The organism is Psychrobacter piscatorii (assembly GCF_043641605.1).
GTDB lineage: Bacteria > Pseudomonadota > Gammaproteobacteria > Pseudomonadales > Moraxellaceae > Psychrobacter > Psychrobacter piscatorii_C.
This window is the reverse complement of record NZ_JBHZRK010000017.1, coordinates 1-15,285: the sequence shown is the minus strand read 5'-3', so window position 1 is coordinate 15,285 and position 15,285 is coordinate 1. Positions and strand designations below refer to the sequence as shown.

The following is a 15,285-nucleotide window of genomic DNA, read 5'->3' as shown; positions in this document are numbered from 1 at the left end:
TGCAGTCATTTAAGTATGAAGAGCAACGAGCGTACGCACTAACTTAGTCAGCTAAGCAAGTTCGACAGCGCTCGTCATATTTTTGCAAATGCTATCATCTGTTTACCAACCTGTGTCCTACCATGCTATGCAAAATACCTTTATACAAGCTTATCCAAAACTCCTGCAGCCTTCGGTTGCGGTAACGGGCTTGTGGCTGGCGCACGGTGACGAGCCATTACTCAGTCAATGGCTGATTGATGCGCTGCGTCCGCATTGGCGCGCGCAAAACTACGCCATCAAGCGCATAGAGCTAATATCGGTGAAGAGTTGGCAAGAGGTATTGTCAGAGCTTGGTAGCCAGTCTTTGTTTGATGATGCCAGTGCGGTAATCGTGACTGGCAATCATAAACCTGATAAAGCGGTTATTGCTGAGCTTGAGCGCTTTGCGGTTGAGGCGCAAACAGGTACGCACAGTCATAGCGTATTATGGCTAACACCCAAGCAAGACAAACGCAGTCAGAGTAGCAAATGGTTTACCCCTTTTGCTCAATACGGCACTGTTATTGATTGCAATTTATACAATGAGCAGCAGCGCCAGCAGTTGTTGCAGATACAGGCTCAAAAATTTGGGTTACGACTGTCGCAAGAAGCGTGGCAGCTCCTTATGTCACACACTGAGCATCATCTACTCAGTGCTTATCAAACGCTATGGCGACTGTCTTATCTGTTTGCACCGCAATTAGCCGCTAGTGATAATGATGAGGATAACGACCAATCTAATAACTTTACGCAGCCAGTAAACAACGTGGCACTGGACATCAAAGACTTGCAAGCCGCTTTGGTCAGTGACGCTCAATTTAGTGTGTTTGATTTGTCTGATGCCATGCTCGCGGGCAATAGTACGCAAGTTGCCAAAATCATGTTTCAGCTAAAGGCGACCGATGAGCCGACCACCTTGGTCCTTTGGGCGATCAGCAAAGATATGCGGCAAATTATACAATTGATGGATGGACAAGACCCACAAGCACTGGGCATTTGGCGTAGCAAGCAAGGTCTCTATCAACAAGCCTGCCGTCGTCAATCAAAAGAACGAACCGCCGAGTGGCCTGCTCTGCTCTATCGCTGTGACCAAGCCATCAAAGGACTTATTCGTCAGCCAGCGTGGGAATTGTTATTACAGGCCGCGCTTGAACTATCAGGTAGAAGGCTGTTTTCAGTTTAATTATTTGAAAAAATTTGCAAGCTTATTTAGCCAAGTTCTCTTATCGTAAGTCCTGTTATTAATTGAATAAGGAGAGTTTTTTAAAGTTTCTGCTATATCAGCTTCTTTTTTTCTACGCCATTCATGATTTAGCTGCGTCATAAGTTCAATTTGCTTATTAAAGCGTATAACTCTTTGATCTTCACCAATGACCCTATTCTCTTGCTCATACTCGCCTGCCAGCATAGAAGTTACCATCTCAAAAAATTCATAAATGAAGTCATCTACATTTAAAAAAGATTCTCTAGATAACTCACTACCGCGTTCACATATTACATAGTGGTAATAGTCGTCGCTTATCTCTAAGTGCGGCTCTCCAAATCCAGATGGCTCGTTTCTTAAGACCACTTCATTAGCATTTAACCCTATTTTTCTACCATAACCATTGATTATATCTTGAACTTGCTGATGATTTAGCACCATAAAACCTTTGTCTAAATATAAATAGTTTTACTATCTTAACCTACATTCAAATTATTATGTTTTTTTCACAAAGCCCCTTAACCTTTCGTAAACTAATTATCATTCCCTTTTGCACATGAAGTCTCTACTATATCTACACTTGATTTAATTGTGATTGGATTGTTGTCATGCGCAAAATGAGCAAAAAGTCTGCTATCAAATGGGGCATTATCGCCTTAGTCGTCGTAGCGCTAGGGGCTTTAGCCTATAATTTCTTAAAACCAAAAGAAACCACCCCCAACTATTTGACCGCGACAGCTGAGATTGGTGATATTGAAAACAATGTCATGGCGTCTGGTAAGGTCAAAGCCTTAAATACCGTTGATGTCGGGGCGCAGGTATCTGGCGAAGTAAAACGCTTGTACGTTGAGGTCGGTGACGAAGTGCAACAAGGCGATTTGATCGCACAGATTGACCAAGTGACCCAAAAAAACAACCTGAGCAACGAACAAGCCAGCCTTGAACAAAGTGTGGCCGCCATCCAAAGCGCACAAGCTGAGTCACTAAGTCGCCAAGCCAGCCTAAAAAGCGCGTATGCCGATCTTGCCAGTCGACAATCTGAGCTCAAGCAAGCGCAATCTGATTTTGCTCGTTTGCAAGATTTAGTCGCTATCGATGCCATCTCCCAGCAGGAATATGACACACAAGCGACTAGCGTTGAGACTGCAAAAGCAGCCGTTGCCAATGCTCGTGCTGCCATCGACACGGCCAAAGCCGCGATTGCGACCACAGAGGCCAATATCAACAGCCAGCAAGCGGCGCTACGTAAGTCACAGACCAACGTCAGCACAGCTGAAGAAGATCTGAGCTATACCACGATTCGTGCACCGATATCAGGTACAGTCGTATCGATCACAACGGAGCAAGGCACCACTGTCAATGCCAACCAGACCGCACCAACCATCGTCACATTAGCAGATCTATCGACCGTGCGTATCAACGCGCAAATCTCCGAAGCAGACGTTATCAACGTCAACGCAGGTATGCCCGTATATTTCAACATCATTGGTAACCCTGACCAAAAATTTGACTCTGTTCTCAAAGCCATTGAACCTGCTCCTGAGCAAATCAGTGACACCAGCTCAACCGATTCTGCTATCTATTATGTTGGCTATATCGAAGTACCTAACACCGATCGCCGCTTTCGTATTGACATGACGGCACAGGTTTACGTCGTGATCAATCAAGCAAAAAACGTCTTGCTCATTCCTGCTGCTGCCCTACAGCCTATCGGCAAAACCGAAAAATCAGTCACAACTAACGATGATCCAAATACAAAAACAGCTAAGGTTCGTGTCTTGAAAGCGGATGGCAGTGTGGCTGAACAAGTGGTAAAAACAGGTATCAATAACCGCGTCGATGTACAGATTTTAAGTGGCCTGAATAAAGGCGATGAAGTGATACTAAGTGAAGAAGGACCACAAAAAGGCGGTAAAGGTGGAAGACCGTTTTAATACCTAAGTAGATAAACCAGCGTCCAATCATGATAGATAAGCGTTTTATAATTTTATATAAGTCATTATATGAGCAGTACTGATATAGGCAGCAGCGTAAATGAACACCAAAAGCCCCAACCCTAATGCCGCAGCAGACACTCCATTGATGCAGGTCAAAGGGCTGATCAGAGAGTTTAAAGCTGGTGAACAAAACATTCGCGTGCTCCATGATATCGACTTGACCATCAATCAAGGCGAGATGGTTGCCATCATTGGACAGTCAGGCTCTGGTAAGTCAACCTTGATGAATATCTTGGGCTGCTTGGATCAAGCAACGGCTGGTGAATATAAAATCTATGGTCAATCAGTCAGTCGCTTAGACGCTGATGAATTGGCAAAACTGCGCCGTGAGCATTTTGGTTTTATCTTTCAGCGCTATCATCTACTCGGCGATATCAGTGCCAGAGATAACGTCTCCGTCCCTGCGGTATATGCAGGAATGGACGGTCAAACTCGTAGTGATCGTGCCGAAAAACTCCTAGCAGACTTAGGATTGGCAGAAAAGGTCAATAACCGTCCAAACCAGCTCTCAGGCGGGCAGCAGCAGCGCGTTTCCATTGCGCGGGCGCTCATGAACGGTGGCGATATTATCCTTGCGGATGAGCCAACAGGTGCGCTTGACAGCAAGTCTGGCGAAGATGTGATGAAAATACTACATGACCTTAATGATCAAGGTCATACCATCATCATGGTCACGCATGACCCCAAACTTGCGGCGCAAGCTGAGCGCGTCATTGAGCTCAAAGACGGTTATGTGATCGCTGATTATAAAACTGAGCATTATCAGCAGACCCATAATGAACCAGAGCCTATTTTAAATAACAATCGCAAAAGTGTATTCAGTAGCTTTATTGATCGCCTGCTCGAAGCATTCAAAATGTCCTTGCTCGCGATGCGTGCTCATAAAATGCGTACTCTGCTGACAATGCTCGGTATTATTATCGGTATCGCTTCAGTCGTGTCAGTGGTTGGGCTTGGTAAAGGCTCACAGGCGCAAATCTTAGAGAATATCAGCGCGCTTGGTACCAATACCATTACCATCAGTGACGGTTATCCTTATGGTGATCCAAGGCGTCAGTACAATGATGATAATCTGACCCCGCAAGACGCTGAGGCCGTCGAAAACCAGCCTTACGTCATCAGCGTCAGCCCACAGCTCGATAGCAACATGAACGTGCGCTACCGCAACATACAGGAAGCAGCTAGTGTCAGCGGCGTTGGTAAAGACTACCTGACGGTCAGTGGTGAGACGCTAACACAAGGTCAAGGCTTTGATGCACAGAGTATCGACCGCCGTATGCAGGACATCATTATTGATGACAGTGCCAAGCGAACCTTTTTTCCGGATAATGCCAACCCTATCGGCGAAGTGCTGCTCATCGGTAGTGTACCTGGACGGGTGATCGGTGTTCTTGCACCTAATGATGGTGGTTTTGGCTTCAGTGTCGACACACCGACGCTCTATATGCCCTATACCACGATGATGTCGCGCATCAAAGGCGGCTCGAACATCGAAAGCTTTGTAGCACTGATTGATGACAATATCTCCTCTTCCGCTGCTGAGTCTGCTATCTCGCAATTGATGATCAGCCGTCATGGTACTGATGACTTTCGTATACGCAATTCAGATTTTATTCGCCAGACGATTGAGTCAACGACGACTGCCATGACGTTACTAATCTCATCCATTGCCATCATCTCCTTAGTCGTCGGCGGTATTGGCGTGATGAATATCATGCTAGTATCCGTTACTGAGCGTACCAATGAGATTGGTGTGCGTATGGCCGTTGGTGCGCGCCAAAGCGATATCATGCAGCAGTTCTTGATTGAGGCAGTCTTAGTCTGTATCTTGGGCGGTTTACTTGGGATTGGACTGGCCTTCGCCATTGGTGAATTGATCAATCGTGTGGGCGGTGACAGTTTCAAAGTCATCTATTCACCAACTTCTATTATTGCCGCGTTTGTTTGCTCGACATTGATTGGCATTATCTTCGGCTTCTTGCCTGCGCGTAATGCGGCAAAACTTGACCCCGTCGAAGCACTTTCTCGCGACTAATAATTGATTATTGACTCGCTTTAGCCAAAAATAGAGCAGTCAATATCGATATAATGGCAAAAATTTAAAGAAACTGGAATAAATTGACAATTTTATAAGAGAATTACACTTTTTTTATCATGTGGGGTTGTAATTGTCAGAATTATATATATAATGTGCTCTCACGTTTAGGGATACAAACACTTTAAACGTTAGGGCTGTTAGCTCAGTTGGTAGAGCAGTTGACTTTTAATCAATTGGTCCCGCGTTCGAGTCGCGGACAGCCCACCATATTTTAGTTTGATCTTTGTTAATCGTTCTGCCCTATTCGGTAGTGGCTTAATAAAGTTAAGTTTAAAAGACATTATTTCAATGTTTAGTTTTAAAAAATTCTTTAACTAGAATTTTTACTTGCAGAGTTAAAAAGCCTCGCTTTTTTATATACTCTTCAGGGCTGTTAGCTCAGTTGGTAGAGCAGTTGACTTTTAATCAATTGGTCCCGCGTTCGAGTCGCGGACAGCCCACCATATTTGAAAAGCCCAGTTACTATCATAGTAACTGGGCTTTTTTTCGTCTGCACTTTTTGTTCTTTATTTTATGTTTACTTATGACGTTGCCTTTTAAAAAGTCGGAAGCTGCCTTTCTTACGCCATAGCAATTTGTGGCTGATCGTATCTTTAATCGTGCGCGGGTATTTGGGTGCTTGAGCAATGAACTCATCAAACTCTACCCTACTCATCGCCCGCTCTCGACCATGTGCCATCATTACTAGTGATGGTTTTAAATCTCTTATTTTTTTTAACGATTGCTTATAGGCTTTGGGGTCATAGACAGGGAACGGCGCAACAAACTTATGGCGCAATTTAATGATGAGATCAGCCGTATATACTTGGCGACTGGGTAGATGAAGTAAAGACAGATCACGATCCGTATGTCCTGGCGTCTCTAATACTTGCCACTCATCAAACTCTGGCACAGGGTCACTGTCTGTGACAGTGATGTCTGGCTTTAGGCTTGCCGAATAATATAGATTTTTAAATGGGCGACCTTGCCGTCTAGCCACATAATACCCTAGATTTATATCGACAAAATGCATCGCTCGTCCACCAATACCGCCGTACCACTGATCTTTCTTGTCAGCAGAGACAATGAGGCAACCGGTCTCTTGTCGAAACTTACGCGCACCGCCTGCGTGGTCAGGATGCATGTGTGTGACCACCACGACTTTTAGGTCCGTAATAGGTCGCTTTAGCGTTGATTTGATATAATCCAGTACCATCGGCACATCGGCACGGCAGCAGCCATCTAGTAGCATTATTTTGTCTGGATATACCGCAAGGTAGCTACTCTGGATATACCCCTCTAAGCGTACAATCTCACACGAACTCATTTGTCATCCCTGATCATCTGATCCTAGTGTCTTTGTATTTTTAGTATAGCGATAATCAATACAAAACAAATCGTTTTCAGTGAACGCTTGTGACCACCGTTTTGTATGATTTCCTCATAAAAAAACCCAGCGCTTAGGCTGGGTTTTTTTTATTAAGAATATCTTTCACATACTCAAGGCTTAAACTTAGGCTAAGTCATGTACTACTATAACCACTTTGTACGTTCAAATTCAAACCATGGTGTACAATTCCTCCACCTCAGTTTCTGATACTGAATCCTGTCATTTTTCGTTAATTCAACAATTCTCTTAACATCCGACTCTTTACAATCCTGACCGAAGACTATTCCTCTTAAAGAATTCCGATATTCGAAATAGAGCTCCTCATTGCACTCAAAAATGGCAAATCTAAATTCATTTTCATTTTCCCAATCTTTAGCTTTTTCAAAGAACAAACGCTTATTAAATTTGAACAAATGTTCATTGCAGTAATCTCTATCACCTTTTTCTTCTAAATAATCAACATTAATCATATACGCCTGTTCCAATTGTGTGTCAGCTAGCAAGCGATCATAATAATCAACATGGTCATAGGTATATTCTTTATCATAAAACTTATCATGAAAATTTTTGGTAAAACGTTCAGAGTCAAAAATCAAACAGATTCCAGTATGATTTCCTGCATATTGAGCCCACATGCGAGGTTTACAGAAACCTCTTTTAGGTGTGTCCTTTAAATGATTACCTGTAAGCTCTTGGTCTTTAGAAAAACAAAGTAACCTTGTTGATTCTTTAAAATATGGATTTAACCGTTTCGACAAATATTCTGGAGTATATTTTGTTAAATCCCTTCCTTCATTCGTACCAGGAATTAGAAGCCAATCTTTTGTTTCTTTTGGATCGTTCGTTTCATTGAATGCAGAAAACCTTAAATTCTTATTTTTTAGAATAAAATCAATTGCAGTTTCAGATTTAGTGTAATGATATATGTACTCATTACTATTCTTTTGAGAAATAAACAATACTTGCAATCCTCTTATATTGATAGTGATTTATCAAAATACAATATTAGCATCGATGTCTTACAACGACAATGTAACCGCACCTAAAAACCTTACCCAACAATATATACCTCTAAAGAAGTTCTGATCCTTTATACAGGCGTCGACTCTCAGATATAGATTATTATAGATATTCACAAACAGTCATACTCTCTCCAAAAACATTTTATCCAAATGAAAAAACCAGCCATATTGCTATGACTGGTTTATTTGCTTAAACATATAATTAATTGTGCATTAAGCCTATTTATGCAAGGTCACGTACCTTTGGCTCGCGCTCCCATAGACGGGTCTTAGCATTTTCGATAAAACCAGCAACGTCATCAAGCGGCGTCACAAACGCATCTTTTTCGATAGGCAATTTGCTCAAGATGTGTTCTTCAGTCGCAGGGCAATAAGCGATCGCTTTGCAATGTGCATAAGCATCATTGAACCAATCTAGTGCTGCGCTGTCCATGGCCAGCTTTTTGGCTGGTGGATGCATGATGATACTGACCACAGCATCAAAGAGCACAGAAGGGCCACCAGCAAGACGTTCGTCCGCTTGAATGTGCGTGCCATCGTCTAACGTCACTTCTTTATTAGGCGCGACGATCTTGACGCTAGCACCAGCGTCGATAGCGGCTTGTTCAAACTTCTTGACTTCACTATGACTAGAACCTTCAGCAACTAAGATACCGACCAAGCGACCTTTTAGGCTCTTCGGTGAGATACCGATGGTTTGAAGCGCTTTTGACGTTCCTAGATCCTGTACAGGTGCAGCGGCATCTGCAGGCTCTGGTAATTCCATACCAAGGGCTGAAGCCACACGGTTGGCCAAGTCTTCATCGATATGCGGCAGATGGCTGAGCATACGAGTACGTACGTGTGCAGTGTCTACTTTACCCAACTCAAACGCATAAGCAGAGGCAATGTGTGCCTTGCCTGCATCGGTCTGGCTACGATAGAACATACGCGGCTGACTGTAATGATCAGCAAAGCTTTCTGCTCTGATACGACCTTTAACGCCATCATCCATCTGCTCTTGGAATGAGGCAAATCCGCGTTTGGCGCTTTCGCGTGGACGCGTTGGATCAAGGCTTTGTGGTTCATACATCACGCGCGTCTTAGGCACCTGCATTTGCATGTGACCATCTTGCTGGTTGTTGGCAAACGGGCATTTTGGCGCATTGATTGGAATTTGCGCAAAGTTTGGTGAGCCCAAACGTGACAACTGCGTATCTAGGTAACTAAATAGACGACCTTGAAGCAATGGATCATTACTGTAGTCGATACCAGGTACCACGTGTGATGGACAGAATGCTACTTGCTCTGTTTCGGCAAAGAAATTATCTACATTACGATTCAAGACCATTTTACCAACGATTTTTACGGGCACTAGCTCTTCTGGAATGAGCTTGGTCGCGTCTAAATGGTCAAATGGGAAGTTATCTGCTTCTTCTTCAGTAAATAACTGGACGCCAAATTCCCACTCAGGATACATGCCATTGTCAATTGACTCAAACAAGTCGCGGCGATGATAATCAGGATCCGCGCCAGAGATTTTTACGGCTTCGTCCCACGTGGTTGACTGTACGCCAAGTACTGGCTTCCAATGGAAACGTACAAAAGTGCTCTTACCGTCTTTATCAATCAAACGATAGCTGTGAATACCAAAACCTTCCATCATACGTAAGCTACGTGGCAGACCACGATCACTCATGAGCCAGATCAGATTGTGCATGGTTTCAGGGCTCAATGAGACAAAATCCCAAAACGTATCATGGGCAGACGCCGCTTGCGGGAATCCGCGATCTGGCTCAGGCTTGACCGCATGAATCAAATCTGGAAATTTAATCGCATCTTGAATAAAGAAGATTGGCATGTTGTTACCAACAATATCCCAGTTACCTTCTTCGGTATAGACTTTTACAGAAAATCCGCGCACATCACGTGGCGTATCTTTTGAGCCTTTGTTACCGGCAACGGTCGAAAAACGGGTAAAGAGTGGTGTCTGCTTACCAGTCTCAGTCAAAATTTTGGCCGTTGTATACTCTTCTAATGATTCGGTCAGCTCAAAATAGCCATGGGCCGCACTACCGCGAGCATGGACAATACGCTCAGGGATACGCTCATGGTCGAAGTGGTTGATCTTTTCACGTAATACAAAATCTTCTAATAGCGTAGGACCACGTGCGCCTGCTTTTAGTGAGTTTTGATTGTCGCTGATAGCCACGCCTTGTTGGGTGGTCAATACTTTGGTGTCATCGCCTGCGCGTTGATGGGTTTCACCCCCATTGCCACGCTCAGCATTCATGTCTTTGGCTGGGTCGGTATGATCGATATTATTATTCATAAAACATCCTAGCTAATGAGTAAAGTAGTCTCTTCTAAGACCATTAAAAATGTGCTTACACAGGTGTTGTATCCTTTGGGATAATACTGACTTCATCTGTCGATTATTTGTCTGTGCTGCTGCATGACCAATTATTAAAAAAGATAAAGGAATAAAAGGCATACGGCTTATATTACCCAAAAACTAAGTCGCTTATAGTTGCGTATATAGTGAACCTTGTTGATGTTTGGTTAAAGCTTACGTGCGCAGTCACTCAACCGCTTGACGGCTTTTGAGCGAGCCCAAACATTAACAATCCAATCTTGTAATGTAGTTATTCTTTAAGGTATGCTTTTATAGCGTACTAGAGATCATCGATAAATAACATTGGCATGGTTTTTAGCCATATATTTATCTCTTTTTTATATAATTATAAGGCTATCGACTATGTCACCAACTTCGAATTTCTCGTCCAAAAAACCTTACCGCTCATTATTGGTGGGTGCATCAATGGGTCTCATGGCATTGACCATCAGCCAAACCGCTGCCGCTATCACGACCAAGAACGTCACTTACACAGTGGATAACCAAGCGTACGAAGGCTATTACGCCAAAGCAGATAAGGCTAACGCTCCTTTTATCTTATTGATTCATGACTGGGATGGTTTGACAGACTATGAGCGCAAACGTGCTGATATGCTAGCGAATGAAGGTTACAACGTACTGGTCGCAGACATGTTTGGGCAAGGTATTCGTCCGACCTCTGTCGAAGAAAACAAACGCTTAACCGGCGAATTGTATGATGATCGCAACAAAATGCGCCGCATACTACAAGGTGCATTGAATGCTGGACGACTGGAGGGCAATGATGTGCGTAACGGCACGACCATGGGATATTGTTTCGGTGGTACAGTTGCATTAGAGTTAGCACGTTCAGGCTTCCCGCAAAAAGCCTTTGTCCCTTTCCATGGTGCCTTTGATATTCCAACGGGTCAAAGTTACGACAAGACCACTGGAGAGATATTGGTATTCCACGGCTCAGCTGACCAGTCTGTCTCTCTAGAGAGCTTTGCGACTCTGGGCAAAACGCTAGAAGCAGCAAAAGTTCCTCATGAAATGGTCACCTACAGCGGCGCACCACATGCCTTTAGCGTATTTGGCAGTGACAGATATGATGCCCGTGCCGATGAACGCTCTTGGAAGCGCTACTTGGACTTTTTGGCAGATGAGTATAAATAATTTAGCAGCATAAAAAACATCGGTAACTGCATAAGAAATGCAAAAAAAAGACACCTCAACGAATCATCAGTGAGGTGTCTTTTTTTGACGTTCTAATCATTTAATACTTCTGAAAGACCAATAGCTGATTATTGGCAGGCATCGCGTACGTTTTGCTAAGCGCCAAATGATGAGTAATTGCTAGGCTGATAATGTCTTCTTTATGACGAATCCCGCTGTCAGAATTACCTTGCCTTAACATCGCATCAAATCGCTGGTTGCCCGCGCTAGTATAGTTACCATGCTCGTTAAATGGGCCATAGACAATCAGCTTACCATCCACAGGTAACGCGTCACCAGCCAGTGCAAATAAATTTTCGACCAACGCCCAGCTGATGATATGTAGCGTATTTGCCGTAAATATCGCATCATAAGGCTTGGCTATATTATTATTTGCTAAATGACTATTAATAGGTACAGAATCGTAAGCCAAATCAAACGCTAATGGCAGAGACAGATTGGGTGCAGGATAAGCATAATGCCAAGCTGCTATATGGCGGTGATTGCTCGTGACATCGCTGGTTTGCCACTGTATCTTAGGTAAACGCGGTGCAAAGTAAACACTATGCTGACCCGTTCCAGAGCCAATCTCTAGCACATGCGTAAAGCCTTGTAGCTCGTTTTGCAACACTTCTAGAATGGGCTGTTTATTATTCTCACAAGCTTGAGAGCATGGCAACGCATCGATATCCATTTGACTGTTTATATGATCGTTTTGCATTGATACTCTCCTCAGACTGCCCGTTACGTTTGCAGCATCTTTCGCGAATTATTGGCAAAATATGCTACTAGTAAATACCCGCCTCAACGCCAGCGGCTAACGTCATGGCAAGCTCTTTTACTTGGTCAGCAAAGCTATCATGCCACTCACCTTGTAGTATCAGCGCCTCTTGAATCCATGACCAACGCAGCCCCGTCGTGATCATCTTCATCGCAAGCTTGGTACCCGTACCATCATGCCCTGCCCGTATATATAACGCAAATGGCATGCCTTGCTTCTCTTCCAGCACAGGATAATAACAACGATCAAAGAAGTCTTTGGTCAGCCCTGCCATATACGCCAGATTTTCAGTCGTGCCGATCAGTAGCGCATCAGCAGCCAACACGTCTTCAGGCTGCGTGTCCTGCGACGATTTCAATACCACATTGATATCTATATCAGGATGATTGGCACCAGCATACGCCGCTTGCGCCAACTTCTCAGTGTTGGGCGACGGCGCATGAGCGACAATCAATAACGTTTTTGTCATGGTATTAGAGGCCACGCGCAGTACGGAACGTTAAGTTCTGCGTGATATCAGGATGAATACTGTTGGCGACTGGACAAGTCAATGCGGTATTATAAAAGATGGTTTGCGTTCTATCATCGAGTTCCTTATTAAAGGTCACGATGATATGGATCTCGCTCACGCGTCTTGGATCAGCGGCCATGACTTTGGTCACTCCAGCCGTGGTGCCTGCAAGGTCAATCTCCATGTCACGGGCTTTGATGCCCATGATGGTCAGCATGCAGCTTGCCAAACTGGTCGCCAGCAAATCGGTCGGCGAAAACGCCTCGCCCTTACCTTGATTGTCCGTTGGGGCATCGGTGATGATTTCATTGTTTGATTGCAAATGAATGGCGGTGGTGCGTAAATCGCCTTGGTAGGTTACTTTTGATGTGGTCATAAGGGTTCTCTTTTTTGAATAATCTATTACGTTTTATTAGCACGCCCTATCATATCTTTTACTATATCAGAATCACTGTAACCTTTAGCCAAGTCCCACCCTGTAAAAATCGCCCAAAGAAATCTGCATAGCGATTTTACATCGTCATACTCTTTTTCTGCGAGTTCCATTCTTACAATAATCTGTGAAAGTCGATTAAGAAAATCAAACACTTCTGGATCATTTAGGTTCGTAGCATTACGAGTATATCTTATTTCTTCATTCAACATTCGAAGATGGTAGATAACCTCTTTGAGATAATACTCATTACCCTCAAGAGAATTAGCTACAGCATCCCAGCGTTTCTCTCCTCGTCTATTCTCCATTTTAAAATAACAACGAAATTCAGACAAATTAAGGAGTTTTTCTTTATTAGAATAATCTTGAGAGTCACTAAGTATTAGAAAAGTATTAATACACGACATTTTAAAACGTATGTATTCATCTTCAAGGCGCTCACGAGCCATATTCCTACGCTTGTATTCAGGCATATATACTACAAGAAAATAAAATATAGAACTAACTACGAAGCCTACACTCAAAGAGTTAATCATACTTCCATAGCCATTACTGTCTACAGTTGTCATTCCGATAGCCAAAGATATCAACGTAAGGAATATCAAAACTATAGTCAATTTTTTATCAAGCATCTACAATACTCTTCAAGAAGATTCAGTCCCAACTTAGCAGACTACAAGGGTTTTTCAGAATTATAAATAAAAGATATATAAAATTTATGGCCTAAATATTAAAAATATCATTAATGTCTTGAGCATCCAAATTCCACGGTTTACCAATATCTGTCCATTTTGATAACATTTTTTGATAGATATCAACCATTGGAGCGTGGCTGTTTAAATTATCATTCTTTCTTAAATAATCTTTCTGCTCAGAAAACTTATTTTGCTTATTGATGAGAAACCTTGCGAACTGCATATATTGCCCTTCATTATTACCATCAAACCCTCTAAAATATGAATAATAGTTGTCAATAATTTCTTGGTCTTTAGATATCCTTTTATAATCTTCAATAGCCCTATATAGATCTAATACATCTAATACAAATTTACCTTCTTTTTCAGGCATATCTTCACTAACCCACTCACTAATCTGTGGATAAAAAACCTCATAACCATCTTCCAGTATCTCGCGAAGCTCATCATAATGCTCTGAATCTTCCGGGTATAATTTTGACAAAATTTTATACTGGTTAATTAAGTTCAATCTCTCTTTCTTGGTAAATTGCATTTTATTCTTCCTTTAATATCTTTCTTTTAATATGCTGTGACATACCCACAATATCTGGATAGATAGTATATTCATCAAGGTTTGCCCATTTAAGGAAAGTTCTAGCTTCTTCTTTAGCTTCATTTGGAAGTACTACTTTTCGATAACAACCATTTGCACTATTTTCAAAACTATCATTTAGATTGCCGTGTACAGTAAATACACCTTTTTGAGCTAATAGCCTAGCACTTTGCTGTTGCGGAAGAACTGCAATTGGCTTTTCAACTTCTATTGGTATATGCTCCCAATAAATAGACTTATAATCAAACTTTTTATCATCAGGTAAACTTATAATTTCATTACGTCCACTCAACTGGTTTAAAGATCTAGGATCTAAAATATATAAGCAGCTATTTTCTGTACCTTCATAATCAGCATGTAGAATGAATGCAATCGCAACACCCATGACTGTTGTCCAATCAAGTAGCCTTGTAGGAACCCAGTAATGTTGCATATCGAATAATATTTCCCAGTCATTATTCCTTTTATCAAAAAGTCTGGAAGCCGTCTGACTGAATTCAAAGAATAATTCCTTTTCTTTTTTTTGCCAATTACTATATCTAAGTAAACTTGGGTTTAATTTCCAAGACTCTTGAGAATGCCCTCTATACCATATTTCACGAGGATTCCCGAGCTCATTCTCAGCTTTTTTTACTTCTTCTAAAAAATCATTCCAAGCACTCATAAAATATATTACCTTTACAGAAACGGAGTATATGCTAGCAACTTACAATCCTAAAAACTTATCATCATTCTCATAAACTGACAATCAATATAGCAATAAAGTCTGCGTTCTGCATCTTTTCTAGCCTATAGATAATCTGATAGTTGCAAACATTATGTAACACACGTTTAAGAACATAGTAGTGGTAATCAACTAAATTTCAGACAAAGAAAAGCCCCCTCCGCGTTAGCGAAGGGGGCTTTTACTTTTAGAATAGAGAGCTGACGATGACCTACTCTCACATGGGCGAACCACACTACCATTGGCGCAACGATGTTTCACTTCTGA

14 protein-coding genes and 2 tRNA genes are annotated in these 15,285 nt (G+C 42.4%); 6 read left to right on the top strand and 10 right to left on the bottom strand.

Annotated features, from left to right (window positions below):
- Positions 1 to 127 precede the first annotated feature (127 nt).
- A complete protein-coding gene (locus tag ACHUET_RS13215) occupies positions 128 to 1,204 on the top strand; it encodes a DNA polymerase III subunit delta (RefSeq protein ID WP_394213452.1) in 1,077 nt (358 codons plus the stop codon).
- Here the strand turns inward: ACHUET_RS13215 and ACHUET_RS13210 are convergent, their stop codons facing one another.
- The gene (locus ACHUET_RS13210) at positions 1,205 to 1,666 is read right to left on the bottom strand and encodes an Imm63 family immunity protein (RefSeq protein WP_394213450.1); all 462 of its coding nucleotides are present in this window, start codon (positions 1,664 to 1,666) and stop codon (positions 1,205 to 1,207) included.
- A gap of 167 nt (positions 1,667 to 1,833) precedes the next feature.
- Between ACHUET_RS13210 and ACHUET_RS13205 the strand changes: the two genes are divergently transcribed.
- From ACHUET_RS13205 to ACHUET_RS13190, 4 genes are all read left to right on the top strand, one after another.
- Positions 1,834 to 3,159, top strand: coding sequence for an efflux RND transporter periplasmic adaptor subunit (locus tag ACHUET_RS13205; protein ID WP_394213448.1), 1,326 nt, complete (start codon positions 1,834 to 1,836; stop codon positions 3,157 to 3,159).
- Between the two features lie 100 nt (positions 3,160 to 3,259).
- The gene (locus tag ACHUET_RS13200; protein ID WP_394213446.1) at positions 3,260 to 5,257 is read left to right on the top strand and encodes a MacB family efflux pump subunit; all 1,998 of its coding nucleotides are present in this window, start codon (positions 3,260 to 3,262) and stop codon (positions 5,255 to 5,257) included.
- Between the two features lie 194 nt (positions 5,258 to 5,451).
- Positions 5,452 to 5,527: transfer RNA gene (locus tag ACHUET_RS13195), tRNA-Lys, on the top strand.
- 160 nt (positions 5,528 to 5,687) lie between these two features.
- A tRNA-Lys gene (locus tag ACHUET_RS13190) sits at positions 5,688 to 5,763 on the top strand.
- A 74-nt stretch (positions 5,764 to 5,837) separates the two neighbouring features.
- Here ACHUET_RS13190 and ACHUET_RS13185 read toward each other — a convergent pair.
- From ACHUET_RS13185 to ACHUET_RS13175, 3 genes are all read right to left on the bottom strand, one after another.
- The gene (locus ACHUET_RS13185; RefSeq protein ID WP_394213444.1) at positions 5,838 to 6,626 is read right to left on the bottom strand and encodes an MBL fold metallo-hydrolase; all 789 of its coding nucleotides are present in this window, start codon (positions 6,624 to 6,626) and stop codon (positions 5,838 to 5,840) included.
- A gap of 206 nt (positions 6,627 to 6,832) precedes the next feature.
- The gene (locus ACHUET_RS13180) at positions 6,833 to 7,648 is read right to left on the bottom strand and encodes a DUF2971 domain-containing protein (protein ID WP_394213442.1); all 816 of its coding nucleotides are present in this window, start codon (positions 7,646 to 7,648) and stop codon (positions 6,833 to 6,835) included.
- 286 nt (positions 7,649 to 7,934) lie between these two features.
- Positions 7,935 to 10,022: a catalase gene (locus ACHUET_RS13175; RefSeq protein ID WP_394213440.1), complete on the bottom strand. Its 2,088-nt coding sequence runs from the start codon at positions 10,020 to 10,022 to the stop codon at positions 7,935 to 7,937.
- A 426-nt stretch (positions 10,023 to 10,448) separates the two neighbouring features.
- Between ACHUET_RS13175 and ACHUET_RS13170 the strand changes: the two genes are divergently transcribed.
- A complete protein-coding gene (locus ACHUET_RS13170) occupies positions 10,449 to 11,240 on the top strand; it encodes a dienelactone hydrolase family protein (protein ID WP_394213438.1) in 792 nt (263 codons plus the stop codon).
- A gap of 100 nt (positions 11,241 to 11,340) precedes the next feature.
- On the opposite strand, the gene ACHUET_RS13165 is transcribed toward ACHUET_RS13170, so the two are convergent.
- The 6 genes from ACHUET_RS13165 to ACHUET_RS13140 all read right to left on the bottom strand — a co-directional run bounded on the left by ACHUET_RS13165 (position 11,341) and on the right by ACHUET_RS13140 (position 14,958).
- Complete coding sequence (locus tag ACHUET_RS13165; RefSeq protein ID WP_394213436.1) at positions 11,341 to 12,000, bottom strand: DUF938 domain-containing protein; 660 nt, start codon at positions 11,998 to 12,000, stop codon at positions 11,341 to 11,343.
- A gap of 67 nt (positions 12,001 to 12,067) precedes the next feature.
- On the bottom strand, positions 12,068 to 12,529 hold the full coding sequence (locus ACHUET_RS13160; RefSeq protein ID WP_394213434.1) for a flavodoxin family protein: 462 nt from the start codon (positions 12,527 to 12,529) through the stop codon (positions 12,068 to 12,070).
- Positions 12,530 to 12,533: 4 nt separating this feature from the next.
- Positions 12,534 to 12,947 carry an OsmC family protein gene (locus ACHUET_RS13155; protein ID WP_394213432.1) on the bottom strand — a complete coding sequence of 138 codons (414 nt, stop codon included), beginning with the start codon at positions 12,945 to 12,947 and terminating at the stop codon, positions 12,534 to 12,536.
- Positions 12,948 to 12,973: 26 nt separating this feature from the next.
- Complete coding sequence (locus ACHUET_RS13150; RefSeq protein ID WP_394213430.1) at positions 12,974 to 13,573, bottom strand: hypothetical protein; 600 nt, start codon at positions 13,571 to 13,573, stop codon at positions 12,974 to 12,976.
- Positions 13,574 to 13,727: 154 nt separating this feature from the next.
- Positions 13,728 to 14,234 carry a YfbU family protein gene (locus ACHUET_RS13145; RefSeq protein WP_394213429.1) on the bottom strand — a complete coding sequence of 169 codons (507 nt, stop codon included), beginning with the start codon at positions 14,232 to 14,234 and terminating at the stop codon, positions 13,728 to 13,730.
- Position 14,235: 1 nt separating this feature from the next.
- Entirely contained in the window at positions 14,236 to 14,958 is a 723-nt protein-coding gene (locus ACHUET_RS13140) for an FRG domain-containing protein (protein ID WP_394213428.1), read from the bottom strand.
- Positions 14,959 to 15,285 lie beyond the last annotated feature (327 nt).